18 protein-coding genes and 1 tRNA gene are annotated in these 24,273 nt (G+C 73.5%); 12 read left to right on the top strand and 7 right to left on the bottom strand.

Annotated elements, in window-relative coordinates; all coding sequences use genetic code 11:
- Window positions 1–107: 107 nt before the first annotated feature.
- Window positions 108–1,922 carry a thiamine pyrophosphate-requiring protein gene (locus ACIP6W_RS12455; protein WP_251160371.1) on the bottom strand — a complete coding sequence of 605 codons (1,815 nt, stop codon included), beginning with the start codon at window positions 1,920–1,922 and terminating at the stop codon, window positions 108–110.
- 52 nt (window positions 1,923–1,974) lie between these two features.
- Window positions 1,975–3,144 carry a Gfo/Idh/MocA family protein gene (locus tag ACIP6W_RS12460; protein WP_066655782.1) on the bottom strand — a complete coding sequence of 390 codons (1,170 nt, stop codon included), beginning with the start codon at window positions 3,142–3,144 and terminating at the stop codon, window positions 1,975–1,977.
- Window positions 3,145–3,225: 81 nt separating this feature from the next.
- Between ACIP6W_RS12460 and ACIP6W_RS12465 the strand changes: the two genes are divergently transcribed.
- The 10 genes from ACIP6W_RS12465 (at window position 3,226) to ACIP6W_RS12510 (ending at window position 14,548) form a co-directional block, all read left to right on the top strand.
- Window positions 3,226–4,650, top strand: coding sequence for a glucose-6-phosphate dehydrogenase (locus tag ACIP6W_RS12465; protein ID WP_066655780.1), 1,425 nt, complete (start codon window positions 3,226–3,228; stop codon window positions 4,648–4,650).
- Window positions 4,651–4,752: 102 nt separating this feature from the next.
- Window positions 4,753–5,538, top strand: coding sequence for a dienelactone hydrolase family protein (locus ACIP6W_RS12470; RefSeq protein ID WP_066655775.1), 786 nt, complete (start codon window positions 4,753–4,755; stop codon window positions 5,536–5,538).
- A gap of 112 nt (window positions 5,539–5,650) precedes the next feature.
- Window positions 5,651–5,723: transfer RNA gene (locus ACIP6W_RS12475), tRNA-Arg, on the top strand.
- A gap of 321 nt (window positions 5,724–6,044) precedes the next feature.
- Window positions 6,045–7,436 carry a purine-cytosine permease family protein gene (locus tag ACIP6W_RS12480; protein ID WP_400429863.1) on the top strand — a complete coding sequence of 464 codons (1,392 nt, stop codon included), beginning with the start codon at window positions 6,045–6,047 and terminating at the stop codon, window positions 7,434–7,436.
- Between the two features lie 176 nt (window positions 7,437–7,612).
- Window positions 7,613–9,169 carry a hydantoinase/oxoprolinase N-terminal domain-containing protein gene (locus ACIP6W_RS12485; protein WP_400429865.1) on the top strand — a complete coding sequence of 519 codons (1,557 nt, stop codon included), beginning with the start codon at window positions 7,613–7,615 and terminating at the stop codon, window positions 9,167–9,169.
- A complete protein-coding gene (locus ACIP6W_RS12490) occupies window positions 9,166–10,320 on the top strand; it encodes a DUF917 domain-containing protein (protein WP_400429867.1) in 1,155 nt (384 codons plus the stop codon). The genes ACIP6W_RS12485 and ACIP6W_RS12490 overlap by 4 nt, the downstream gene beginning before the upstream one ends.
- The gene (locus ACIP6W_RS12495; RefSeq protein WP_251160301.1) at window positions 10,317–11,432 is read left to right on the top strand and encodes a DUF917 domain-containing protein; all 1,116 of its coding nucleotides are present in this window, start codon (window positions 10,317–10,319) and stop codon (window positions 11,430–11,432) included. Before ACIP6W_RS12490 ends, ACIP6W_RS12495 begins: the two co-directional genes overlap by 4 nt.
- Before the next feature lie 28 nt (window positions 11,433–11,460).
- Window positions 11,461–12,543, top strand: coding sequence for a DUF917 domain-containing protein (locus tag ACIP6W_RS12500; protein WP_400338687.1), 1,083 nt, complete (start codon window positions 11,461–11,463; stop codon window positions 12,541–12,543).
- A complete protein-coding gene (locus ACIP6W_RS12505; protein ID WP_400429869.1) occupies window positions 12,540–14,066 on the top strand; it encodes a PucR family transcriptional regulator in 1,527 nt (508 codons plus the stop codon). The genes ACIP6W_RS12500 and ACIP6W_RS12505 overlap by 4 nt, the downstream gene beginning before the upstream one ends.
- Before the next feature lie 101 nt (window positions 14,067–14,167).
- Complete coding sequence (locus tag ACIP6W_RS12510) at window positions 14,168–14,548, top strand: hypothetical protein (protein ID WP_251160298.1); 381 nt, start codon at window positions 14,168–14,170, stop codon at window positions 14,546–14,548.
- A 31-nt stretch (window positions 14,549–14,579) separates the two neighbouring features.
- On the opposite strand, the gene ACIP6W_RS12515 is transcribed toward ACIP6W_RS12510, so the two are convergent.
- The 4 genes from ACIP6W_RS12515 to ACIP6W_RS12530 form a co-directional block, all read right to left on the bottom strand.
- Window positions 14,580–15,977: an amidohydrolase family protein gene (locus ACIP6W_RS12515; RefSeq protein ID WP_400429872.1), complete on the bottom strand. Its 1,398-nt coding sequence runs from the start codon at window positions 15,975–15,977 to the stop codon at window positions 14,580–14,582.
- Window positions 15,978–16,352: 375 nt separating this feature from the next.
- On the bottom strand, window positions 16,353–17,339 hold the full coding sequence (locus ACIP6W_RS12520; protein WP_271826777.1) for an XdhC family protein: 987 nt from the start codon (window positions 17,337–17,339) through the stop codon (window positions 16,353–16,355).
- The gene (locus tag ACIP6W_RS12525; protein WP_400429874.1) at window positions 17,336–20,131 is read right to left on the bottom strand and encodes a molybdopterin-dependent oxidoreductase; all 2,796 of its coding nucleotides are present in this window, start codon (window positions 20,129–20,131) and stop codon (window positions 17,336–17,338) included. Before ACIP6W_RS12525 ends, ACIP6W_RS12520 begins: the two co-directional genes overlap by 4 nt.
- Complete coding sequence (locus ACIP6W_RS12530) at window positions 20,128–20,961, bottom strand: xanthine dehydrogenase family protein subunit M (protein WP_066655746.1); 834 nt, start codon at window positions 20,959–20,961, stop codon at window positions 20,128–20,130. The genes ACIP6W_RS12525 and ACIP6W_RS12530 overlap by 4 nt, the downstream gene beginning before the upstream one ends.
- Window positions 20,962–21,244: 283 nt before the next feature.
- On the opposite strand from ACIP6W_RS12530, the gene pucL reads away from it, so the two are divergent.
- Both pucL and ACIP6W_RS12540 read left to right on the top strand, forming a co-directional pair.
- Entirely contained in the window at window positions 21,245–22,186 is a 942-nt protein-coding gene (pucL, locus tag ACIP6W_RS12535; RefSeq protein ID WP_209685656.1) for a factor-independent urate hydroxylase, read from the top strand.
- Between the two features lie 14 nt (window positions 22,187–22,200).
- Complete coding sequence (locus tag ACIP6W_RS12540) at window positions 22,201–22,935, top strand: NTP transferase domain-containing protein (protein WP_400429877.1); 735 nt, start codon at window positions 22,201–22,203, stop codon at window positions 22,933–22,935.
- On the opposite strand, the gene ACIP6W_RS12545 is transcribed toward ACIP6W_RS12540, so the two are convergent.
- Window positions 22,843–24,084 carry a mannosyltransferase family protein gene (locus ACIP6W_RS12545; RefSeq protein WP_400429879.1) on the bottom strand — a complete coding sequence of 414 codons (1,242 nt, stop codon included), beginning with the start codon at window positions 24,082–24,084 and terminating at the stop codon, window positions 22,843–22,845. The genes ACIP6W_RS12540 and ACIP6W_RS12545 overlap by 93 nt on opposite strands.
- Window positions 24,085–24,273: the final 189 nt, after the last annotated feature.

The following is a 24,273-nucleotide window of genomic DNA, read 5'->3' on the forward strand; positions in this document are numbered from 1 at the left end:
TGAACTCCCACAGCCGACGCGCCAGGGGTTGCCGCAACACGTCACGTGGTGTTCACACCACGGGGGACGTTCCTCCCGTTCGGGGGACAACCACGGCGGGATCGGCGTCAGTCCCGGCCCAGCGCGCCCTTCACCCGCTCGACGGCCTCGGCGGCCATGGCCTTCGCCGAGTCCTTGATGACGCCGATCTCCGCCGGGTCGCCCTTGAGCAGGCTCTTCGCGGTGTTCACCGCGTACTCGGCGGTGATGTGCGGCGGCAGCGGCGGCACGTTGCGGCTGACGTAGGCGTCGATGAGCGTGACCCCGGGGTTGGCGAACGCCCGCTCCACGGCTGCCTCGACCTCATCGTCACCGTGCACCGCGATGCCCTCGAAGCCGAGCAGCCGGGCGTACCCGGCGTAGTCCATCGACTCGACGTCCTGCGACCCGGACCACATCGGGTTGCCGTCCTCGGTCCGCATCTCCCACGACACCTGGCCGAGGTCGTCGTTGTGCATGACCACGATCACGAGCTGCTGGTTCGGCCACTGGGCCATGTACTTCTTCACCGTGATGAGCTCGTTCATGCCGAGCATCTGGAAGGCCCCGTCGCCGATGGTGCACACCGCCGGGGCGTCCGGGAAGGCGAACTTCGCCGTGACGGCGTAGGGCATCGCCGCGAGCATCGTCGCGAGCCGTCCGGACATGTCGCCGTGCATACCGCGGCGCAGCCGGATGTGGTGGCCGTACCAGTCGGCGGTGGTCCCGGCGTCGCAGGTGACCGTGACGCCCTCGGGCAGGCGCTCGTTCACGGCGCGGATGACGCGTCGTGGGTTGACGCCGTCGTCGTACGCGACCTCGGCCTGGCGGTGCATCTCCGCTTCCCACTCGCGCATCTCGCCGGCGAGCTTGTCCTGCCACGTGGTGTCCTGCTTGTCGCGCAGCAGCGGCATGACCGCCTGCAGTGTCGCACCGACGTCGCCCCACAGGTTGAGCTCGGTCGGGTACCGCAGGCCCATCTGCTCGGGCTTGATGTCGACCTGCACGCCGCGGGCCTGACCGGAGGCGGGCAGGTACTCGCCGTAGGGGTAGTTCGAGCCGAGGAGCACGATCGTGTCGCACTCCTTGACCTGGGTCAGGCTCGGGCGCGAGCCGAGGAGCCCGACCTGCTGCGTGTGGTACGGCACGTCGGAGGGGACGACGTCCTTCCCGCGCAGGGCGGTGATGATGCCGGCGCCGGTCTTCTGGGCGGCCTCGAGCACCAGGTCCGTGGCGCCGCGCGCGCCGGCACCCACCAGGAACGTCACGCGCTCCCCGGCGTTCAGGATCTCGGCGAAGCGGGCGATCTGGTCCTGCGGCGGCACGATCCGGGTCGACGGGGCGACGTCGCTCGACCGGGACACCCAGTGCTCGGCGGCCGGGGCCTCGTACGCCATCGCCTGCACGTCGTGGGGGAGCACGACGACCGCCGGCTGCTTCCGGAGCATCGCCGTCCGGAACGCCGTGTCGACCACGACGCCGACCGCGTCCGGCGTGGCGACGGTCTCCACGTAGCAGGCGACGTCGGCGAACACGCGCTCGAGGTTCGACTCCTGCTGCGTGAACGACCCGATCGACGCCAGGCCCTGCTGCCCGACGATCGCGACGACCGGCTGGTTGTCCATCTGCGCGTCGTACAGCCCGTTGAGCAGGTGGAACGCGCCGGGGCTCGAGGTCGCGACGCAGACCCCGACCTCGCCGGTGAACTTGGCGTGCGCGGTCGCCATCAGCGCGGCGATCTCCTCGTGCGTCGGGCGGACGTACTCGAGCTCCCGCTCGCTGCCGTCGGCCTTGCCGAGCGCCCCGTCGAACGCACCGATCCCGTCTCCGGGGTAACCGAAGACGCGCGAGACGCCCCATGCCTTGATGCGGTCGATGACGAAGTCGCTCACGGTCGTGCTCATGCACCCACCGTGCTCGGCGGTTCCTGTACGCGCTCAGGTCGCCCGGAGGACGTCAGGCGACGGGACGCCACGTCCCGTCGGCCGCGCTGGCGACGACGGCCTCGATGACCGACGCCGCACGAGCACCGTCGGCGAACGTGGGGAGCCCCTCGGGCCACGCCGAACGGTCGCCCTCCGCCCGGACCGCCGCGTAGGTGTCGGCGACGAACGCCGCGAAGGCGTCGAGGTACCCCTGCGGGTGCCCGGCCGGCACGACCGCCAGCCGACGCTGGTCGGGGAACCCGAGCGAGGGGTCGCGCACCACGATCTGGGCGCCGCGCTCGTTGCCGAACCACGCCGCCTCGGGCTGCTCCTGGTCGAAGGCCGCCGACCCGAGGGTGCCGTCGACCTCGAACCACAGCCGGTTCTTCCGCCCGGCCGCGACCTGCGAGACGACGACGTTGCCGATGCGCCCGGTGCCGGTGCGGAAGGTCGCGACGGCCGTGTCCTCCGTGGTGACCTCGGCCCGCTGCCCGGCGTCCGCCACCGGGTCGGGGTCCGGCGAGCCGGAGAACGACGGCCCGGAGGCAGCCGGACGGGTCGGGTAGACGATGTCGGTCGCGGCGCTCACCGCGGCGAACGGGTCGCCGGTCACGAACTCGACCAGGTCGCACCAGTGCGAGCCGATGTCCGCGAAGGCCCGGGACACCCCGCCGGCGCCGGCGTCCACCCGCCAGCTCGAGGCGTCCTCGTCGAGCATCCAGTCCTGCAGGTAGTGGCCGTGCACGGCGAGCAACCGGCCGAGCTCCCCGGCGGCGATGCGGGCACGGATCTCCCGGACGACCGGGTGGTACCGGTAGACGAACGGCACGGTCGCGACGACGCCGGCCTCGTCGGCTGCGGCGACCAGCTCGGCGGCCTGCTCGGCGCTGATCGCGAGCGGCTTCTCGCACACGACGTTGATCCCGGCGCGGACGACCGCGAGCGACTGCGGGTGGTGCTGGTCGTTCGGCGTGCAGACGTGGACGACGTCGGGGGCGTCGGCGATCACCTCGTCGAGCGAGGCGTAGCCGCGGGGCACGTCGAGCTGTGCGGCGACCTGCTCCGACCGAGCCGGCGTCCGGCCGAGCACCCCGACGACCTCGGCGCCCGCGGCCCGTGCCGCACGGGCGTGCACCCCCGCGATCATCCCGGTGCCGACCACGGCGACGCGGATGCGTCGCCCTCCGTACCCACTGCTCATGGTGCTCCCTCGCGCCGGACTCGCCCCACCGTACCGACGCAACCCGGCCACGCGCCGGAACGCGTGAGTACGGTCGGGGGCATGTCGAGCCTCCAGACCAGCCTGCTCATCCTCGGAGCCAGCGGCGACCTGTCCAAGCGACTGCTGCTGCCCGGTCTCGCCACCCTCCTCGAGGTCAAGGACGACTGGGACGTCCAGCTCGTCGGGGCCGGCGTGGAGGACATCTCGGACGACGACTGGAAGGAGCAGGTGCGCACGTCCTTCGAGAACGCGCAGGCGTCGAAGAACGAGGAGGACGAGGGCGCGCACGACGGCGGCGAGAAGCTCAGCCGGCGGCTCGTCGAGGTCATCGAGGCCTCGACCTACCGCAAGGCCGACGTCACCGACGCCGACGACCTGGGGGCCCTGCTCGACGCGTGCCACCACGACCCGGCGATCTACTTCGCGCTGCCGCCGGCCGTGACCGAGAAGAGCTGCGCCGTCCTCAAGGACCTCGACCTGCCCGGTGGTACGCGGCTCGCGCTCGAGAAGCCGTTCGGCACCGACGCCGAGAGCGCCGAGCACCTCAACGACCTGCTGCACTCGTTCCTGCCCGAGGAGCGCATCCACCGCGTCGACCACTTCCTCGGCCGCTCCACGGTCCTCAACCTGCTCGGGCTGCGCTTCGCGAACCGCATCATCGAGCCGCTGCTGTCGTCGGCGCACGTCGACCGCGTCGACATCGTCTACGACGAGACCCTCGGGCTGGAGGGCCGCGCGCGCTACTACGACAAGGCCGGTGCCCTGGTCGACATGATCCAGAGCCACCTGCTGCAGGTGATGGCCGTCGTCGCGATGGAGGCCCCTGCATCCATCGACGCCGACGACCTCCGCACGCAGAAGGAGCTCGTCCTCCGCGCCGTCCGGCCGTGGGGCGAGGACGTCGTCGCCGCGGGCAAGCGTGCGCGCTACACCGCCGGGACGATCGGCGACCGTGAGCTGCCGTCCTACGTCGACGAGGACGGCGTCGACCCGTCGCTCGGCACCGAGACCCTCGCGCAGCTCACCCTCGAGGTCGCGAACTGGCGCTGGGCCGGCGTCCCCTTCACGCTGCGGTCCGGCAAGGCGCTGGAGCAGCAGCGTCGCGAGATCGTCATCACCTTCAAGGACTCGCCGCACGTGCCGAACGGGCTGAGCGGCGCCGAGCGACCGGACAAGCTGCGGATCTGGATCGCCCCGGACGAGATGCAGCTCGAGCTCAACGTCAACGGTCCCGGCGATCCGTACACGATCGACCACACGGCGCTGTCCGTGAACTTCAACCCCGGTCGGCTCAGCGCCTACGGCGAGGTCCTGGCCGGCGTGCTCGAGGGCGACGCGACGCTGTCGGTGCGCGGTGACAGCGCGGTGCAGGGGTGGAAGGTGGTCGAGCCGTTCCTGCGTGCGTGGCGCGACGGGAAGGCGCCGCTCGACGAGTACGCGGCCGGGTCGGCCGGTCCCGACAGCTGGGACAACATCGACTGCTGACGTCGCGTCGGCGGGAGGCGCGGTGCCGGACGGGAGGCGCGTGGCGGGGCCGCCACGCGCCTCCCGTCCGTCTGCCGGTCGCGCGGCGTAGCGTCCGGTGACGTGAAGACCACCGACGACGTCCTGTCCACCGTCCCCGTCCCCGCCGGCTCCGACGTCCGCGTCGAGCCCGTCCGCTACGACCACGAGGGCACCGCGCTCCTCGGTGTGCTGGCGAAGGACCACGCCGTGTCGGGGCCCCGCCCCGCCGTCCTCGTGATCCACGACTGGCACGGCGTCAACGAGCACGTCGAGGCCCGGGTGACGATGCTCGCCCGTCTCGGCTACGTCGCCTTCGGTGCGGACGTCTACGGCGAGGGCGTCCGTCCCGGCGACGACACCGCCGGCGAGGTCGCGGGCTCGTTCTACCAGGACCTGCCGCTGTTCCGCGCCCGGCTGACCGCGGGGCTCGACCGGCTGCGCGAGGACCCCGACGTCGACCACTCCCGCATCGTCGTGATGGGGTACTGCTTCGGCGGCTCCGGCGCGATCGAACTCGCGCGCACCGGTGCGGACCTCGCCGGCGCAGTGTCCTTCCACGGTGGCCTGATCGTGCACGAGCCCTCGGACGCGTCCGCGATCCGGGCGAAGCTCCTCGTGCTCACCGGGGGAGCGGACCCGATGGTGCCGGACACGACGGTCGCCGAGTGGCAGGACGAGATGCGCGCGGTGCCGTCGGTCGACTGGCAGGTCACCACCTACGCCGGCGCGATGCACGCGTTCGCGGTGCCGGGCACCGATGCGCCGGACCACGGGGCGCAGTACCAGGAGCGCGCCGACCGCCGCTCGTGGCAGGCGTTGCAGGTGTTCCTCGCCGAGGTGTTCGACGAGGAGCCGACCGTGGTCTGAACGGCGCGACACGCCGAGGGCTCGGTGCGGCGCGGCTCGATTGGCGTTCCGCGCCGCACCTGTTGTAGAGTCTTCCACGGCCGCAAGGCCAGCATCGGTCGCAAGACCGGATGCGCTCGTAGCTCAATGGATAGAGCATCTGACTACGGATCAGAAGGTTGGGGGTTCGAGTCCCTTCGAGCGCACATCTGAGAAGGCCCCGTCGCACTGCGACGGGGCCTTCGTCGTTCCCGGGCCTTCGTCGTTCCCGGGCCTTCGTCGTTCCCGGGCCTTCGTCGTTCCCGGGCCCATGTCGTTCCCGGGGTCCTGTCGTTCCCGGGCCTCCGTCGTGTTCGGGGTTCGACGCCGGACAGCGCCACCCGACGCTCCCAGGGACGACGCTGTGCAGAGTGCACCGGTTCACCTGCCGGTAACGACATCGTGCACGTGTACCCGCTCCCGTCACGTCACTACGGTTGCCGCAACCCGGTCGCCCCGACCGGCTCCCCGTCCCCCAGGAGCACCCGATGGCCAGTGCAGCGTCAGCACCACCAGCCCCGTCCGTCGTCGTCGACGACCACTCCCTGTCCCGCGTCCCCGCCTCCGCCCGCTACGGCTGGTTCCAGGTCGCGGTGCAGCGGTTCGGCCAGATCTCCGCCCTGTCCCAGTTCCTGCTCGGTGCCACGCTCGGCTTCGGCATGGGCTTCTGGGAGGCGTTCTGGGCGATCACCCTCGGTGCCGTGATCCTGGAGATCGTGTCGGTCTTCGTCGGCATCATCGGCATGCGCGAGGGCCTCAACACCTCCGTGATCGCGCGGTGGACCGGGTTCGGCAAGGCCGGCTCCGCACTGGTGGGCCTGGCGATCGGCCTGAGCCTGATCGGGTGGTTCGGCATCCAGTCCGGCGTCTCCGCCGCCGGGCTCGTCGCGATCCTGCCGGTCCTGCCGGCGTGGGCGTGGTCACTCGTGTTCGGCCTGCTCGTCACCGCGATCGTGCTCCGCGGCTTCCACTCCATGCAGTGGCTCGCCAACATCACGGTGCCGCTGTTCCTGGTCCTGGTGGGCTGGGCGGTCGTCGTCGAGCTGAGCCAGCACTCGATCGCCGAGCTCGCCGCGAAGGCCCCGGCCGGCCCGGAGCTGAGCTTCGTCGCGGGCACCACCCTCGTCGCCGGAGGCTTCATCGTCGGCGCGGTCATCACGCCGGACATGACGCGCTTCAACCGCTCGGTCGGCGACGTCGTCAAGCAGACCGCGCTCGGCGTCACGCTGGGGGAGTACGTCATCGGGCTCGCGGGCGTCCTGCTCGCCCACGCCGTCGGGTCGTCCGACATCACCCGCGTCATCACGTCGAGCGTCGGCTGGGTCGGCATCCTCGTGATCCTGCTCGGCACGTTCAAGATCAACGACTGGAACATCTACAGCTCGAGCCTCGGCGTCACGAACTTCATCGACGTGGTGTTCGGCAGGAAGGTGAACCGTGGTGTCGTCACCCTCGTGCTCGGCATCGTCGGGTCGGTGCTGGCCGCCGTCGGGTTCCTCGACGCGTTCACCCCGTTCCTCATCGTGCTGGGTGTCGTGTTCCCGCCGATCGCGGGGATCATGATCGCCGAGTACTTCGTGGTGCAGCGCTGGCGCCGTGAGCTCAGCGAGAGCGAGGGCCTGCCGGCCACGAGCCCGACGTGGGTCCCCGCGACACTCGTCATCTGGGCGGTCGCGGCACTGGTCGGCTACTTCGTCGCGATCGGCATCCCGTCGATCAACTCCGTCGTCATCGCCTTCGTGCTCTACGTGATCGCCGGCAAGGCCGGATGGGTCCGCGGGGTCGGCGTGAGCCGCACCGAGGACGCGCCGGCAGCGGTCGGCGACGGCACGACGAGCGACGCCCCGACGGCGGCACCCGCGCCGGCACCGGCGCCCTGAAGCCGGCGGTCGGCGCCCCCCTGCCGACCGCCACCTCGTCGCCGGCCGTGCCGTGGCCCCCTGACCCGGACACGACACGGTCGGCCCGACACTCCGTCAGCACCACCACCACGACAGCACCGCCACCGTCAGCACCACCACCGGCACCACGACAGCACCACCCCGAAGGGAACCCCATGCGCATCGGCATCGACGTCGGCGGCACGAACACGGACGCCGTCCTGATGGACGGCAGCACGGTCGCCGCGGCCGTGAAGCGGTCGACGACCCAGGACGTCACGTCCGGCATCGTCGCCGCCCTGGCCGGCCTGCGCGAGCAGCGCGACTTCACCTCGGCGGACATCGACGGCGTGATGATCGGCACGACGCACTTCATCAACGCGCTCGTCGAGGCCCGGGGGCTCGCCCCGACCGCGGCCGTCCGTCTCGGCCTGCCGGCGACCGCGTCCCTGCCGCCCTTCACCGACTGGTCCGAGCACCTGGTGGGCGCCGTGCAGGGACGGGCGTTCCTGGCGCACGGCGGCCACGAGTTCGACGGCCGGGTCATCTCCGAGCTGGACCCGGACGAGCTGAAGCGGCACGCCGAGGCCATCGGTGCCGCCGGGATCCGCTCGATCGCGATCTCGTCGGTGTTCTCCCCGATCAACGACGAGTTCGAGCAGCGGGCGCAGGCGATCATGGCCGCCGAGCTCGGACCGGACGTCGCGTTCTCGCTGTCGAGCGAGATCGGTCGCATCGGGCTGCTCGAGCGCGAGAACGCCACCATCATCAACGCGGCGCTCCGCGAGCTCGCCGACCGCATCGTCGACGGTCTGTCCGGCTCCGTCGCCGGCAGCGGGATCGACGCGCCCCTGTTCCTCAGCCAGAACGACGGCACGCTCATGGACGTCGAGTACGCCCGGCGCTACCCGGTCGCGACGTTCGCCTCGGGCCCGACGAACTCGATGCGCGGTGCCGCGGTGCTCTCCGGCTTCGACACCTGCGCGGTCGTCGACGTCGGCGGCACCACGAGCGACGTCGGCGTGCTGACCGGTGGCTTCCCGCGCGAGGCCACCGGTGAGGTCGCGGTCGCGGGCATCCGCACGAACTTCCGGATGCCCGACGTGCTGTCGATCGGCATCGGGGGCGGCTCCCGCATCCGCGAGGACGGCGCCCTGGTCGGCCCGGACTCGGTCGGCTACCGGCTCACCCAGGAGGGCCTGGTCTTCGGCGGCGACACCCTCACCGCGACCGACGTGGCCGTCCGCGGTGGCCGTGGCGCCATCGGGGACGTCGCCCGTGTCGCCGGGGTGCCGGCCGAGGTCGCCGAACGGGCCCTCGCGGTGATCGCCGAGCGCGTCGCCGACGTCGTGGAGCGCATGCGCACCTCGTCGGACCCGCTGCCCGTGGTCGCCGTCGGTGGCGGGTCCGTCCTGCTGCCCGACACCCTGCCCGGGCTCGGCACGGTGCACCGGCCGGAGCACCACTCGGTCGCCAACGCGATCGGCGCCGCCATCGCGCAGGTGTCCGGCGAGGTCGACAAGGTCTACGCGATCAGCGACGGCAGGCGTTCCGCCGTGGTCGACGAGGCCCGCCAGGAGGCCGTCGACCGCGCCGTCGCCGCCGGAGCCGATCCGTCCAGTGTCGCGATCGTCGACTTCGACGAGGTCCCGATCCCGTACCTGCCCGGCAACGCCACGCGCATCCGCGCCAAGGCCGTCGGCGACCTCGCACTCGGGGCGCTGGTCCGATGACGACGACGGCGACGGCACCCGGCGTGGACACGCGTCCGTCGGCGACCACCGTCCGTCCCCTCACCGAGATCGGCGAGGACTGCTCCGCGCTCGCCCGCGGCGCCGCCGTCCTCGGTACCGGCGGTGGTGGAGACCCCTACATCGGCCGACTGCTGGCCGAGGCCGCGGTCCGCGAGCACGGCCCCGTGCCGGTCGTGCAGGTCGAGGACCTGCCCGACGACGCCGTCGTGCTCAACGTCGCGATGATCGGCGCACCGACCGTCATGGTCGAGAAGCTGCCGTCCGGCGCGCAGTTCGCCGAGGCGATCCGCAGCCTGGCCACCCACCTCGGCGTCACCCCGACGCACGTCGCGTGCATCGAGGTCGGCGGCGTCAACTCGACCAGCCCGATCGTCGCCGCCGCCGAACTCGGCCTGCCGCTCGTCGACGGCGACGGCATGGGCCGCGCCTTCCCCGAGGTGCAGATGGTCCTGCCGACCCTGTCGGGGATCAGCGCCACGCCGATGGCACTCGCCGACGAGAAGGGCAACACCGCCGTCTTCGACACCGTCGACAACCGCTGGGCGGAACGGCTCGCCCGCACCGCGACGGTCGAGATGGGGTGCTCCGCGATCACCGCGCAGTACGCGATGTCCGGCGCCGAGCTCAAGCAGTCGTACGTCCGCGGCAGCCTCTCGCTCAGCGTCGCGATCGGCGAGGCACTCGTCGCCGCCCGTACCGCGAACGAGGACCCCGTGGACGCCGTCACCGCGGTGCTCGGTGGGACCGTCGTGTTCGAGGGCAGGGTCGCCGACGTGGAGCGGAAGACCGTCACCGGCTTCGCCCGCGGGACCGCCCGCATCGCCGGCTCCGGCAGCGACACCGGCCTGGAGGCCGTGCTCCGGTTCCAGAACGAGCACCTGCTGGTCGAGGTGGCCGGGTCGGTCCGCACCACCACCCCCGACCTGATCGTCACCCTGGACGCGGAGACCGGTGAACCGATCACCACCGAGGGGCTGCGCTTCGGCGCTCGCGTCCGGATCGTCACCGCACCGGCCGATCCGCGCTGGCACACCCCGGCGGGCCTCGCGCTCGCCGGACCCCGGTACTTCGGCTACGACACCCCGGCGGTCCGCCACGACGGCACCGTCAGCGAGGGAGAACACGCATGAGCTGGACCATCGACGTCGACGACCTGCCCGACCTCGCGCGCGGCGCCGCACTGCTCGGCACCGGGGGCGGGGGCGACCCGCTCATCGGCATGCTGCTCGTCAAGGCGGCCATCGAGGAGCACGGACCGGTGACGGTCCTCGACCCGTCCGAGGTGCCGGACGACGCCCTCGTCATCCCCACCGCGCAGATGGGCGCCCCGACCGTGGTGCTCGAGCGGCTGCCCGCCGGCCCGGAGCCGCTCGGTGCCCTCCGCCGACTCGAGGCGCACCTCGGCCGGACCGCCACCGCCACGATGCCGATCGAGTGCGGCGGCATCAACTCGATGATCCCGCTGCTCGTCGGCGCGACCGGCGGCCTGCCCGTCGTCGACGCGGACGGCATGGGGCGCGCGTTCCCGGAGCTGCAGATGGAGACCTTCTCGGTGTACGGGGTGCCCGGGTCCCCGCTGGCGATCAGCGACGAGAACGGCCACGGCGTCGTCATCGACACCGGGCACGACAACCGGCAGATGGAGTGGCTCGCCCGCGGCGTCACGATCCGCCTCGGCGGGGTGGCGTACATCGCCGAGTACGCGATGAGCGGCCGCCAGGTCCGGGAGACCGCCGTCCCGCGGACACTCTCGCTCGCGCTGGCGGTCGGTCGGGCGATCCGACGGGCACGCGAAGAGCACCGCGACCCCGTCGAGGGGCTCGCCGAGGCGTTCGGGCAGACGATCTACACGCACCTGCGCGAGCTGTTCGACGGCAAGGTCGTCGACGTCGAGCGCCGGACGGTCGACGGGTTCGCGAAGGGCCGGGCCGTCGTCCAGGGCGCCGACGGGTCGGAGCTCGAGATCGCCTTCCAGAACGAGAACCTCGTCGCCCGACGGGACGGCCGCCTCGTCGCGGTGGTGCCGGACCTGATCTGCGTGCTCGACGCCGAGACGGCGGAACCGATCACCACGGAGCGCCTGCGCTACGGCCAGCGCGTCCGGGTGATCGGGGTGTCGACGCCCGACCTCATGCGCACACCGGAGGCCCTCGCGGTGTTCGGGCCGTCGTGCTTCGGCCTGGACGACGACTTCGTCCCGGTCGAGCAGCTGCACGATCGCGCGCCGGTGGGGGCGCGCTGAGCGGCGCCGATGCGCGAGGATCGCAGGTGTGCACCAGGGCGAGCAGCGTGACGGGGTCGTGACGGGCCTCCGGGCCGACGACGTCGACGACTTCGCACGCGGCACCGCGCTCCTCGGGTGCGGCGGTGGCGGCCAGGTGGACCACATGGCCCATGCCCTGCGGCGGGCGCTCGGCGACGCCCGGGTGCCGGTCGTGCCGGTCGGCGGCGGTGTCCGCGCGGTGATGGCGGTGGGGCTCGTCGGGTCGACCACCGTGCTCGAGGAGAAGACGCCGAGCGGGCGGGAGCTGCCCGACGCGCTCGCCGCGGTGGAACGCTGGACCGGCCGTCGGGCGGACGCCGTCGTCGCAGCGCAGATCGGCGGCGTCACCGGACCGGCCGCGGCGCTCACGGCGCACGCGGTCGGCCTGCCGCTCGTCGACGCCGACCTGGTCGGTCGGGCGACGCCGCGCATCGACCAGCTCTCCCTGTTCGTCGGGTCGTCGCCCTCGGTCACCGCCGCTGCGGTGACGTCCAGCGGCCTGCGGATCGTGGTGGACGCGCCGGACCCACGGGACCTCGAGACGGTCTGGCGCGAGGCGGTCTCGCACAGCGGCGGGTGGGCGGCGTTCGCGGTCGGCCCCGTCGACGCCGAGGTGCTCGCCGCACGCTGCATCACGGGCAGTGTCGACCGGGCCCTGCGCACCGGACGCGTCGCTGCAGCCGCGGCCGGCGTCGAGGACCTCGTGGTCGGGCTCGACGGCGCTCGTGCCGTCGCCCGCGGCCGCGTGCTCGACGTGCAGCGCGGCGGGGACGCGGTCGCGTTCGTGCACGGGTCGATGGCGATCCGCGACGCGGCCACCGGCGCCGTCGTCCGGGTCGAGGCGGGCAGCGAGTGGGTGCACTGCCTGGTGGACGGTGAACCGGTCGCGAGCACCCCGAGCTGCATCGTCGTCGTCGACGCCAGGTCCCTGCGGCCCGTCAGCACCGAGCGAGCCCGGGTCGGGGACGAGCTCGCGGTGCTCGTGCTGCCCGGTGCGCCGTGGTGGTGGGCGTCGCCGGAGCGCACGGCACGCGTGGCGCCCCGCGCGTTCGGGATCGACGCCGACGCCGTGCCGGAGGCCGCAGCGTGATCCCCGTCTCGGACTTCCTGCCCCTGCTGCCCGAGGGCACGACGTTGCTCGTCGGACCGGCGACGGGCACGGTCACCACCGTGCGCGGACTCGTCGGCCTGCCCGAGCACGTCGGTCGGCAGCTCGGGACGGACGACTCCGCGGTCGTCCTGCTCACCCCGGTCGAGCGCTTCGACGCCCGGTTCGACGTGATGCTCCGCCGGGCGGCGACCGCCGGCGTCGCGGTGCTCGTCGTCGGGCTCGCCGACGGGGCACCGCTGCCCGGCGCCGGGACCGCCGCGCTCGCCGATCGACTCGGCGTCGCGGTGGTCGTGACCCCGGACCCGTGGGCCGCCTCCGTCCGGGTGCACGAGCTCATCGGGTCCGGGGACGCTCCCGCTGCCCGTGCCGCCGTCGTCGCGGCGCGCGTCGGACTCGACGCCGGACCCGCCCTGGACGAGCTGTTCACCCGGCTCGAGCACGAGCTCGGACACGCGATCCGGTTCCTCGACGCGTCGGGACGTCCCCTGCGTGGTGCGGGGGTCGCGCCGGCGACCGCGGCACTGCTCGCGCGTACGGTCGGGACGAGCGAGCCGGTCTGGGCGACCGACGACCGGGAGACGGTCGTGGCCGTGCCCGTCCCGACCGGCATCGGACCGCGGGCCTGGCTCGCGGTCGGCACCACCACGCCCGTGCGTGCCGAGCGGGTCGTGCTCGCGACCGCACTGCGGGTCGCGGCGGTCGCGGCCGGACACCGGCTCGTGCTCACCCGGCTCGACGACGAGCGCGACGCCCGGTACCGGATGGCGATGCTCGACGACCTCCGGACCGCCGACGGGGCACCGGCGCCGCCCCTGGTGCAGCGGACGATCGCCGCCGGTTGGGAGCTCGACGCCTGGCACGTCGGTGTCCGGCTCGTCGCGCGGGCGCCGGTCGACGCGGTGGCCCTGCGACGCGAGGTCGAGACGGCGTTCGACGCGCACGGGCTCGACGTGGTGGTGGTCGAGCAGACCGACGGGTGGGCGCTCTGGTGCTCGTCGTCCGACGAACCCGACCGTGCCACGGTCGCCGCGATCGCCGCCTCGGTGCGTGCCGCCCAGAACGCCCTGCGCGCCGCGGTCGACACGAACGCCGGCGTGGGCAGCGTGCACGCCGGTCCGGCGGGGCTCGTGCGGACGCTCGGCGAAGCGGGCGACGCCGTCCGCCTCGCCGCCGCGCGACCGGAGTCGGGCTTCTTCGTGCACGTCGACCGGCTCGGCCTCGCGCAGCTGCTGCTCGCGTGGACGCAGACCGACACGTTCCTGCCGGCGGCGGAGCAGCTCCTCGCGCCCCTGGAGCGCGGAGGCGGGGCGCTCCGCTCGACCCTGGCGGCGTACCTCGACGCGGAGTCCTCGGTGGCGGAGACGGCCGCGGTGCTCGGGGTGCACCGCAACACCGTGGCCGATCGCATCGACCGGGTGCAGCGGCTGCTCGGCGTGGACCTCGGCGACCCGGAGACCCGGCTCGCGCTGCACCTGGCGACGCGGGCGCTCGGCGGGGCGTAGCGCGGGGGCGACCGTGCGTCGTGCAGCGGATCGGTCGCCGCGTCGCGCGCTCCGGCGTCCCCGGGCTGTACGCGCCGCACGGCGTTCGGCACGATGGGTACATGAGGACCCGCACCGTCGCGGCCACGGCCGTCGTGGTCGTGCTCGTCGCGCTCACCGGCTGCACGCAGCAGCAGACCTCCTTCGACGGGGTCGCGCGCGCGGCGTGCGAGACGAGGGTCGGGCCGGCGATCGTCGCCTGGTGGCGTGACCAGTACGGGACGACCCCGTGGAAGGTCGTCGACACCCGGTCGACGGGCGTCGAGCAGCGATCGTCCGGTCCGAGCGGGGTGACGGTGGCAGCCGTCACCGGGGAGTCGTCCGTGCGGCGCGAGGAGCACGGGACGGCGACGGAACCGGTCGAGTGGTCGTGCTCCGCGCAGACCACGGCCGACGATCCGTCGACGGTGTCGGCGACGATCCGGGAGATCACGCTCGGCTGAGCCCCACGGCCGATCGGTCGCACGTGCGCCGCTACGGACGCTCGGTGTCGTCGAGCGCGCCACCGGTGAGCGCCGACAGGCGCTCCAGCCCTGCCTCGGCGACGAGCTGGCGGGCGAGGGGGCGGGCGCGGTCCACCGCCTCGCGCACGTCGACCTTCGTGACGTCGCCGTTGGCGAGGCTCAGCTCGCCGTCGACCCAGACGTCGCGGACCTCACGGCTGCCCGCGACGAAGACGACCGCCTGGTAGGGGTCGTGCACGTTCGCCAGCGTGGGGGAGTCGCCGTCGAACACCACCAGGTCAGCGCGCTTGCCGGGCTCGAGCGACCCGATCTCCTGCTCCATCCGCAGGGCCCGGGCGCCGCCGATCGTGCCCATCTCGAGGGCTTCGCGTGCACTCATCGCGGTTGCCTGCAGGTCGCGGACGCGGGCGAGCAGGGCCGCGGTCTTCATCGCCTGCAGGAAGTCCTGCGAGTCGTTCGACGCCGGACCGTCGACCCCGATCCCGACCGGGACGCCGAGCGCTCGCAGTTCGGTGACCGGCGCGATGCCGCTCGCCAGGATGCCGTTCGCGACGGGGTTGTGCGCGACCCCGACGCCGTGCGTGGCGTAGCGCTCGCGGTCCTCGCGGTCGACCCAGACGCTGTGCGCGGCGATCACCGGGACCTGGAACATGCCCGTCGCCTCGGCGTGGCCGATCGCCGTCCGACCGGTGCGCTGCCGGGCGGCGGTGACCTCCTCGCGCACCTCGTGGAAGTGCACGTGCACCCCGTGGCCGCCCGCGACCGCGTAGTCGACGTGCTCCTGCCAGGTGTCGTCGGTGTACCGGCCGATCGACGAGACGCCCACGCGGAAGGTGCTGTAGCGGCTGGCGTCGGCGGCCTCGCGCAGGGCCTCGAACTCGTCGAGGATCGGGGTCGCGCCGAAGTCGCGGTCGACGTCGCCGGAGCCGAACGACACGACACCGCGGAGCCCGAGGTCCTCGAGTGCCTGCACGACACCCGGGGTCGCCGGCTCGTCGGGCACCGGGTCGGCGCAGAACATGTCGTTCGCGGTCGTCACACCGCTCCGGAGGAGCTGGATGCCCTGGAGCACCGTGCCGGCGTACGCCTTCTCGCGGGTCATCACCCGATTGACGCGGCCGATCAGTGCGGTGAGCCACTCCCACAGCGTGTACTGCGAGCCGATGCCCGTGATGAGCCCCTCGCTGAAGTGGCCGTGTGTGTTCACGAAGCCCGGGGTCACGATGTCGTACGCGCCGCCGCGGACGGGTGCGTCGGGATGCGCAGCGGACAGCTCGGCGAAGGTGCCGACGGCGGCGATGCGGTCCCCGTCGAGCAGGACGGCGCCGTCGCGGATCGCTGCGGGTGTGGAGGAGCCGTCCGGTGCGGCGGTGAGCACCCAGCCGGCGCGGATCAGGGTCTGCGTCATGGGGCGAACCTAGGGTGCCCGTGTTTCGCCGGTGTCACCGCGGAGTTTCCCCTCGGCGCCCGGAGGCGCAGTCGGAACCCGGAGTCGTCGTCGCCCGGTCGCGGCGGTGACGAGCGGTCGGTGCCGGTCGGTCCTCGTGCACTGGACCGCTCTGTGTGCGCTCGAATCGTCATACCGTTCAAGGCGCGTGGGAGCCCGTGCCCTTCGGGCTCCTCTCGCCCGGACGCTCGCGGCGCCGAGCGGGACGGCCGTGTCGAACCACGGATGCGACGTCGAACCACGGATGCGACGTCGAACCACGGATGCGAGGTCGAACCAGGCGCCGCCCCTGGTGCCGTCCCGGGAGCGTCGTTCGACGGGCACGACGCGCGCGCGTCAGGGGACCCGCGCGGGGACGCGGTGGATCGGGCCGGACCCGCCGGTCAGCGCCCCTCCCGAGGAGCCCGTCCGCACGGCGACGACCTCGGCCATGATCGCGACGGCCGTCTCGGCCGGGGTCCGCGCGCCGATGTCGAGACCGATCGGGGAGCGGAGCCGATCGAGGTCCGGCGTGCCGAGCGCGTGCAGTTCCGCGAGCCGCCGCTCGTGGGTCGATCGGGAGCCCATCGCGCCGACGTACCCGGCTCCGCGGCGGAGCGCCTGGTCGATCACCTCGGCGTCGAACCGGTCGTCGTGCGAGAGCACCACGACGGCGGTCGTCCGGTCCACGGGCAACCCCTCGAGCACGCGCGTCGGCCAGCCCACGATCCGCTCGTCCGCGGCCGGGAAGCGCTCGTCCGTCAGGAACACCGGCCGCGGGTCGACCACGGTCACGGCGTAGCCGAGCACCGCGGCGGCGTTCGTCACGGCGACGGCGGTCTCGACGGCGCCGACGACGACGCAGCGGGGGCGGTGGTCACTGCGCTCGACGAAGACCCGGTCGCGGCACCCGTCCGGAGCGGTGACGACCACCCCGAGCGTCCCCGGCTCCAGCGAGACGGCGAGCGAGGTCGGCAGACCGGCCGCGGCGTCACGGAGCGCGCTCACGAGCAGGGCGTCGTCGGACGTGACCCGGTGGACGAGCACCTCCACGCGACCACCGCACCGGAGCGCGGGGGCCCACACGGCGTCGGGGTCGTCGTCGAAGCCGAACCGCTCGAACACCGCCTCGCCGGTCTCGAGCACCTGCTCGGCGGTGAGGAACAGCGAGCCCTCGACGCAGCCTCCGGAGATGGCGCCGACGACCTGTCCGCCCGGCAGCACCGCCATCGAGGTCCCGACGCCGCTCGGCGCGCTGCCGGTCATCGAGACCGCCGTCGCGACGACGACCGGTGCACCCGTGTCGAGGACGGCCAGGAGGCGCGGTGCCAGTTCGAAAATCACGCACCTCCGGCGTCGGTCGCGTCGCCCTGCAGCAGTGCCCAGACACGGTCGCGCGTCATCGGGAGGCGGTACGGACGCACGCCGATCGCGTCGCGGACGGCGTTCGCCAAAGCCGGGGCGACGGGGTTGTACGGGGCCTCGCTCATCGACTTCGCCCCGAGCGGTCCGAGCGGGTCGTGCGTGTCGGCGAAGCGGACCTCGGTGCGGGGCACGTCGGAGATCTTCGGCACCCGGTACGACCGGAAGGCGTCGGTGGTCACGCGACCGGTGTCGTCGAGCACGACCTCCTCGTACAGGGTCGATCCCATCGCCTGTGCTGCGCCGCCCTCGACCTGTCCGCGCAGCTGCTCGGGGTTCAGGACGGTCCCGGCATCGACGGCCTGCACGCTGTGGAGCACCCGGACCTCGCCGGTCGGTCGGTGCACCGCGACACGGGCACCGTGCACCGTGAACGCGAGCGACCGCGGGGTGCCGTCGTGGCTGCCGTGTGCGACCAGTGGTCCCTCGGCGAGGAGCTCGGCGTGTCCGACGACCTCGTCACCGACGCGGACGCCGCCGGGCAGGACCTCGACGGCGGGGCCGAGCGGCCCGGAGGCGGCACGGGGTGTGCGCGCGGCGACGATCCGGAGCGCCCGGGCGGTCAGCTGCTCGCGGAGGTCCTCGGCCGCCGCGAACAGCGCCTTGCCCGCCACGACCACCCCGGCGGAGCCGAACGCACCGGTGTCGTACTGCGCGGCGTCGGTGTCGGACTGGTGCACGTCGACCCGGTCCGGCGTGGTGCCGAGGGCGGTCGCGACGAGCTGGGTGTGCACGGTCGTCGTGCCGTTGCCGAACTCCGCCGTGCCGACCCCGATCCGGTAGCGGCCGTCCGTGGTGGCCTCGACGGTCGCGTGCGCGTGGTGCCCACGGGGCGGCATCGTCGCGATGGCCGCCAGCGCGATGCCGGTGCCGTACGCCCAGTCCCCGGAACCGTCCGCCGTGGGCGGGTCGAGCGGTGGACCGTCCATCGCCGGGACCTCGGGCAGCGGCGCGCGCAGCGCGTCCTCCACCAGGTCGAGGCACTGGTCGAGGCCGTAGCTGCCCTCCCAGCGCAGGTCGTCCTCCTCGTCGGGATCGGTCACGACGAGGGGGTCGCCCGGCACGACGACGTTGCGCCGCCGGAGCTCGAACGGGTCGAGGTCGAGCCGACGCGCGAGCTCGTCCATCGCCGACTCGATCGCGAACACCACCTGGCCCAGGCCGTACCCGCGGAACGCCCCCGACGGCAGGTTGTTCGTGTAGACGGACTCGGCGTCGACCCGCTTCGCCGGGCAGCGGTAGACGGCGACCGACTCGCTGACCGAGTGGAACATGACGCCGACGCCGTGGTTCCCGTAGGCGCCCGTGTCCATCACCTGGTCGACGTGCATCGCGGTCAGGCGGCCGGACGCGTCCGCACCGAGCCGGACACGCACCCGCATCGGGTGCCGCGTGGGCGCGATCGTGAACTCGTCCCGGCGGCTGAACTCGTACTGCACGCTCCGACCCGTGCGCAGCACGGCGAGGGTGACGAGGTCCTCGGTGAGCATCTCCTGCTTCCCGCCGAACCCACCGCCGACGCGCTTGGCGACCACCCGCACACGCGACGCGTCGAGGCCGAAGACGTGCGCGATCTCGTCGCGGACCAGGAACGGGACCTGCGTGGCGGTCCGCAGCACGAGCCTCCCGTCCCGGTCCAGCGAACCGCGGGTCGCGTGCGTCTCGAGCGCCGCGTGGGAGACACGACCGGTGCTCCAGGTGCCGTCGACCGACGCGACGGCGGACGCCAGCGCGGCCTCGACGTCGCCGGTCTCGCCGTGCAGGGCCGCGACCACGTTGCGGCCGGGGTCGGCGATGCGGTGCTCGGCGGTCGTCTTGTCGCCGTGCAGCAGGGGAGCGCCCGGGCCGCGCGCGGCGTCGACGTCGTGCACGCTCGGCAGCAGCTCGTACTCGACCCGAAGCACGGCGCACGCCTGCTCCGCGATCCGGACGCTGTCGGCGACGACGGCCGCCACGCGCTGCCCACGGAACCGCAGCACCCGGTCGAACACGCGGGTGTCGTCGGGGTCGTCGAGCCGCGAGTCGTGCCGCCCGGTCGAGAAGAGCACGCCGGGGTCGTCGTGGTGGCTGAGCACGAGGTGCACACCGGGCAGGGCCTCGGCCGCGCTCGCGTCGATCGACACGACGCGGGCGTGCGGGTGGGGGCTGCCGAGGACCGCCACGTGCAGGAGCGCCTCGGTCGAGCGGACGTCGAGCGTGTACTCCTCGCCCCCGGTCACGATCCGCATCGCCGCCGGGGCCGCGACGGACGTGCCGACGGCGGCCCCGGCACCCGGGCACGCCGTGTTGCGCACGCCGTCGAGGGCGTCCTCGATCGCGCGGTACCCCGTGCACCGGCAGAGGTTGCCCTTGAGCGCCCGGTGTCGGTCGGCGAGCTGGTCGTCGTCGAGGGCGGACGCGGTGACGACGTACCCGGCGGTGCAGAACCCGCACTGGAACCCGGGGGCCTCGGCGAACGCCCGCTGCACGGGGTGGGGCTGCTCCGGCGTGCCGAGGCCCGCGGCCGTCGTCACCACGCGACCCTCGAGCCGGTGCGCCGGTGTGATGCAGGAGTGCACGGGCACCCCGTCGAGCAGGACCGAGCAGGCACCGCAGTCGCCGGCGTCACAGCCCTTCTTGACGCTGGTGACCCCGTGCTCGCGGAGCAGGGTGCGGAGGACCTGGCCCGGCTGCGGGGCGGCGTCCAGGGTCGTCCCGTCGACCTCGAACCTCATCGGGCGTCCCCCTCCGCAGCAGCGAGACCCGAGCCGCCGGCCTCGGCGACGAGTTCGGCGGCGAAGCGGCGGGACACCGCCCGACGCCAGTCGGGGGAGCCGTGCGGGTCGTCGTACCAGTCGTCGTGGGCGGCGAGCACCGTGTCGACCTCGGCCGCCGTGGGCACCGCGTCCCACCGCAGCACGACCGGTCGCCGGGTCCCGCCGGTGACGACGAGGACGAAGCCGTCGGCGTCCCAGCGCGCGGTCACGAGCGCGCCGGTCCGACCGTGGGGGCTGAGCGACACACGGCGGTACCCGGTGGTGCTCCTGAGCGCCGACTCCGGCACGTCGAACGCGCGGACCACCTCGCCGGACGCCAGTGCCGTGGCGCGGACCCCGGTGACGAGGTCGGCGACGGGCAGGCGGCGGTCCCCGCCGTCCGGCGTCCAGACGACCGCCGTCGCGTCCAGGGTCACCAGCAACGCCGTGATCGCTCCCGCGGGCAGCGCGGTCGCCACGTTCCCGCCGACCGTCGCCGCGTTCCACACCTTGAACGACGCGAGCAGGGCGTTCGCGCACCGCTCGACGAGGGGCCACGCACGCCACCCCGGCTCGGGGTCGAGCCGCAGCAGCGTCGCGATGGTGCACGTCGCACCGAGCCGCAGACCCTCCGGCGTGTGCTCGGCGTCCGGCCAGCCCAGGCCGGTCAGGTCGACGAGGCCGGTGGTTCCCGGTTGCTCCTCGGAGTACAGCCAGGTGCCGCCGGCGAGCGGCTGCTCACCGGGTGCGAGCGCGAGGTCGTCGCGGTGCGACGGTGTCCGCAGGGTGCGGACGGTGACGAGGTCCATGCAGGGGTCCGATCGGGGTGGCGGGACGGGTGACGACGGTGTCGCCCGGTCGTCGGCCGTGCGCGATCATCCCGCGGTTCCACGCCGAGGACGCTCGGGGTGCGGTGCTGCGCGCCACGGTGCCTCCTCGGTCGGATCGGTTCGTGGCGGCAACGCTAGGGAACGGGTGTTTCGGCACCGTTACGGGGGAACGACGGCCGCGTCACGACCGGGCCGGCTCGGCGGACGGAGCTCGTGACCTGATCGACGCACCACCGAAACACGCGGCTGTCATCGTCGCCGCATGGACACCACCGCCACCGCAGCCCCCGTCAGCACGTCCGTCCGCCTCGGTGCGAACCAGTACGGCAAGGCCGAGGTCCGCCTCGTCCGGGTCACCCGCGACACCGACCGCCACGAGATCGAGGACCTGACGGTCACGACCCAGCTGCGCGGTGCGGCGCTCGCCGAGTCCTACACCGAGGGCGACAACGCGAAGGTCGTCGCGACGGACACGCAGAAGAACACCGTCTACGCGTTCGCGAAGGAGCACGGTGTGGGCGCCCCGGAGGAGTTCCTCCTCCGCCTCGGCCGGCACTTCGCGACGGCGTTCGACTGGTACGACGGGTCGACGCTGTCCGCCGAGCAGCACGCCTGGGAGCGGATCGCGGTCGACGGTCGGGCGCACGACCACGCGTTCGTCCGGTCCGGCCGCGGCACCCGCACCGCCGTGGTGCAGGTCGACGGCGACGACGTCCACGTGCTCGCCGGCGTGACCGACCTGACGGTCCTGAAGTCGACGGGCAGCGAGTTCCACGGCTTCCCGCGTGACGCGTACACGACGCTCGCCGAGACCGACGACCGGATCCTCGCGACGTCGGTCACCGCGCGGTGGCGCTACACACCCGAGGCGGTCGCCGACGGCATCGACTACGACCGGGTGTGGACCGGCGTGCTCGACCGGATGCTCGCGACCTTCGCGGACCTGCACTCGCTCGCCCTGCAGCAGACCCTGTTCGCGATGGGGCGCGCGGCGATCGAGTCGTTCCCCGAGATCGCCGAAGTGCGCTTCTCGATGCCGAACAAGCACCACTTCCTGGTCGACCTGTCCCCGTTCGGGCTCGAGAACCCGGGCGAGGTGTTCTTCGCCGCCGACCGTCCCTACGGACTCATCTCGGGCACGGTCGTGCGTGACGGGGTCGAGGACGCCCCGGCAGCCTGGACGTCCGTCCCGGCGTTCGTCTGAGCGGCGGCCCGCGCGTGCCGCGACCGGACGACCCGCTGCCGGTCGCCCCGCACGTCCCGCTGCCGGTGACCGGGGTCCTGCTCGCCGCCGGTGCCGGGACGCGCATGGGCATGCCGAAGGCGCTGGTGCGGACGACGGACGGGACGCCGTGGCTCGGGTCCGTGAGCCGGGCACTGCTCGACGGCGGCTGCGCCTCGGTGGTCGTGGTCCTCGGCGCCGCGGCCGGGGACGCCCGAGTGCTCGTGCCGGACCTGCCGTCCGTCCGCACGGTGGTCGCCGAGCACTGGGCCGAGGGACCCGGTGCGTCGCTCGCGGCGGGGCTGCGGGTGCTCGACGACGGGGTCGTCGCGTGCGTCGCGCTCGTCGACCTGCCGACGATGCCACCGACGGTCGTGCGCCGCGTCATCGGGGCGTCTGCGGGTGCGGACGTCCTGCGGCGTGCCGCGTTCGACGGCCGACCGGGTCACCCGGTGCTGGTCGGTCCGGCGCACCGCGGGGCGCTCGTCGCGGCGGTCACGGCCGACCCGGGGGACCGGGTCGCCGGTGCCTGGCTCCGGCGGGCGGGGGTCTCCGCGGTCGACTGCGCGGACCTGTGGGACGGCGAGGACCAGGACCGCCCGACGCCCGGACCGCCCGTCGACCAGACCGCTGACGGCTCAGTCGCCCCAGTCGCCGAGTGCGAACCGGTACGACTGGTAGGTCGCGTCCACGATCCCGATGCCGAGCACCACCCAGAAGATCCACCGTGAGCGACGACGGCCGGCCAGCGTGGAGGCCACGAGCACCATGAGCGGGAACTGCACCGAGCTCTCGCGGGCCATCGAGGTCCACGCGTAGCTCGTCCCCATGGACACCACCATGAGGCCCGTGTACACCAGCTCGGGCCACCACCGCTTCGCGATGAGGAAGCCGACCGCGACCAGGTAGACCGCGACCATCACGATGTCCGACCACTCCTGGAACTGCCCCGACCCGGTCGTCCCGGTCGCGATCCGGAGCGTCGTGCGGAACGTCTCCCACGGCCACTGCGTCTCGCGGTGCCACCCGAGCTTCTGGACGAGGAACCAGTGCGTCGGGTTTCCGGTCTGGTGCCAGAGCCAGGCGAGGTAGTAGCCCAGGCCGAGCGACCCCACCGCACCGAAGGCGGCGGCTCGCCACAGGCGCGACCAGAACGGCCGGATCCGCGGGCCGAGCAGCTGCGCGACGACCAGGGCCGCCACGAGGTAGACCGTCTCCACACGGATCAGTCCCGCCGGGATGCAGAGCAGCGCCCCGGTGAGCCAGCGGCCGCGCTGGACGAGCAGCCAGGCGGCGATCGCGAAGGCCAGGTAGGGCGACCCGGCGTACGGCGCGACCATGAAGTGGGCATAGGGCCCCGCGACCAGGAGCGCGACGGCGCCGGCCGCGACGCGCGCGTCGAAGCGGTCGCGGACGACCTTCCACAGCAGCACCGCGGCGACGGCGGCGGAGAGGCCGGTCACGAGCCACATGGCCGCGGCGACCTGGGTCGGGTTCGGGGTGACGGTGAAGAACACACCCTCGGCGACGAAGCGGGAGAGGAAGGGGTACCCGGGCAGGAACGCCTCGTCGAACGGCACGACGCCGAAGGTCGGGTAGCCGGCCAGGGCGACGTGCAGGTAGTTCTCCGCGTCCCAGTGGTTCAGGACGGTCGGCAGCGTCCGCAGGCCGAGCTGTCCCGGTCGCTCGACGAGCCAGGCGACGAGGGCGGCTCCCTCGAGCAGCACCCGGGCCGCCGCCCAGATCGCCAGCGCCGCGAGCGTCCCGCGAAGCGCCCGTCGACCGCGGTCGTGCAGCGCTCCGGAGGGGTCGTGCGTCGACTCGCCGACGAGGTGGTCGGGGCGGTCGAGGGGCGTCGGCGGCGCGGTCGCGGTGCTCACCGGAAGATCCTAGGTGGGCCGGGAGCCTCCGACCCGGCACCGGTGCGACACGGATGACGGACGGACGGACGGACGGGAGGCGCGGGGGCCGCCGGCCCCCCCCCCCCCCCCCGGGCCCCCCCCCCCCCCCCCCCCGGGGCGGGGCGGTGACCCAGCCGTTGCGCACCGCCGCGGCCACCACGCGCGCGG

This window comes from Curtobacterium sp. NPDC088465 (genome assembly GCF_044753165.1).
Lineage (GTDB): Bacteria > Actinomycetota > Actinomycetes > Actinomycetales > Microbacteriaceae > Curtobacterium.